At 37.2% G+C, this 2095-nt stretch carries 3 protein-coding genes; all 3 read left to right on the top strand.

Translation table 11 applies throughout. The annotated features are described in order from the left end of the window. Positions 1-919 precede the first annotated feature (919 nt). On the top strand, positions 920-1144 hold the full coding sequence (locus REG_RS10320; RefSeq protein WP_006705592.1) for a DUF6364 family protein: 225 nt from the start codon (positions 920-922) through the stop codon (positions 1142-1144). A gap of 4 nt (positions 1145-1148) precedes the next feature. Then, a complete protein-coding gene (locus REG_RS10315) occupies positions 1149-1580 on the top strand; it encodes a PIN domain-containing protein (protein ID WP_176603528.1) in 432 nt (143 codons plus the stop codon). Positions 1581-1806: 226 nt separating this feature from the next. Next, a partial coding sequence (locus REG_RS10310) for a GNAT family N-acetyltransferase (protein ID WP_039908978.1) occupies positions 1807-2095 on the top strand: 289 nt, incomplete at its 3' end.

The following is a 2095-nucleotide window of genomic DNA, read 5'->3' as shown; positions in this document are numbered from 1 at the left end:
CCTGATTATCAAAACAGAAATCTAGCGACCTTAAATTTTTTTAGTACTTTTTTAGTACTTACTGTATACCCTTTCTTGGCACAACTCAGCTGATAAAAAACATTCAAAAATAGCACTCTCCTGATTTTAACAGAACAAATAATCATCATTAGGTAGCTATTTATCTCAGATAATCAATAGCACAGAAACAAAAGTTATCCACACAGAAATCACGCGACCTTAAACATCGTAACGTATTGATAAAAAAGAAAAATTTAACTCTAAATAAAGAGAATATAAAGAATAAAGAAAATAAAAACATGGAGCTAAAATAAAAAATTGTGAGTAACCTTCTTTATCGTCGTAATTATAACGACCTCTATTTCAGAAGACCGGTTAAAAAAACGCCATTTTCTTTCTCCAATATTTTTCCATTTTTCAATAACCTGTAGTTACAAAAAAAATCCAGAGCTTACCTTTAGCCAAAGAGTGACCGAGTTCCTTTTTAGTATCAGATGATATTCCGCTTCCTCGAACGGCTTTCGCTTTGCGAAATCCATTCTTGCGGCGAGCGTTACCGATCTAAAAAAACCATTTTCATTAAAATTTTTTTAGAATTAAAAAATATCGTTAAAAAATCGGATTAACAGGAAAAAATTAGATAATACAGAGATAGGACAGAGATAAGATTCAATGATGCCCCTCCAAGGGCTCTAGAATGGCCATAGAGACGCTTTCTTTGACTTACCCATGCCCTTACCTTAACGCTACGTGGCCTATGTAGCTTTAAAAACGATAGGATAAAAAACAAGGGCAGCTAGACTTCAGTCGCTATCAATATCTGTGATCTACATCACATACCTCATCCATTTCTTCTTTGAAAAACATTCAATGTGCGCACATAATATGTGCTATATCCAAAAAATAATGGAGATCAATCATGAATATCACTCTTTCTGTAGACAAACAAGTTGCGCAACGGGCACGTGACGCAGCGCAAAAAATGGGTAAAAGCCTTAACCAGATTGTACGTGACTACCTGGAACAGTTAGCAGGCAGTGCCTACCGTGATCAGCAATGGGTACAGTTTGAAGCTCGTTGTTTGCAATCATCCGCTAAGCTTGACGGTTGGCAATTTGATCGTAACGAAGCCAATGAGCGTTAATCGCATGGCAAATCGTAGTTTTATCGACACCAATATCCTTGTTTACGCAGAGGCAAGCGACATACCCGTGAAGCAGAAAGCTGCTCTTTCCCTGCTTAAACAGCTTTACGAAGACGCAAGTGGGGTGCTTTCTACCCAAATCCTTCAGGAATATTGCAACGTTGCTCTAAAAAGACTCAAACTTTCTCCACAATACATTCGGCCACAACTCGATCTATACGAGCAATTTGAAGTAATTCAGGTAACTCCAGCTATCATCCGTGCAGGAATCGACTTAAACCAAACTCGTAGTATCGCTTTTTACGATGCTATCGTGCTTGCTAGTGCAAAGGCATCAGGTTGCAGAGTGCTATTTAGCGAAGACATGAACACCGGCGAGACAGTTGATAGTATTCAGATATGCAATCCATTTGTTAACGATGTGCTGAAAAAGTAATGACTTTAGAGACTGACTTATAACGGAAGAATAAACGATATTGCTGATAAAACTTTGCTCTGAGAATAGACGATAACTGCTTAGTTTTCGTCAATAAACATTAGGGAGAGTTTGTGCTGAAAATTTGTCCGTGAGTTGCTCACTTCTTCATAATATTTTAGACATCGACCACCGCAAAAATCTGGATTGGGATCAGAAAGGGTATAACTTAATTGACAAGAAAATTATGAAACACCAAGTGAGTAATGCTAAAAAACAAGATTATTTAGAATTAATAGAGGTATGGGAAAAGTCTGTGCAAGCGACCCATGATTTTTTTCCTGATGAAGAAATCGAGCAACTAAAACTGCTTATCCTAGACAAATATTTTGATGCAGTTCTTATTAAGTGCATTAAAAACATAGAAGGCAAAATTATTGGATTTTCTGGTGTTGCTAACCATAAGATAGAGATGCTTTTTGTCGCTCCAGCTGCACAAGGACAAGGTATTGGTTCAGCATTGTGCCAATATGCTA

The sequence above is a fragment of the Candidatus Regiella insecticola LSR1 genome, assembly GCF_000143625.1.
Classification (GTDB): Bacteria; Pseudomonadota; Gammaproteobacteria; order Enterobacterales; family Enterobacteriaceae; genus Regiella; species Regiella insecticola.
Note: the sequence above shows the minus strand (reverse complement) of the source record. Positions and strands in the feature narration are given on the sequence as shown.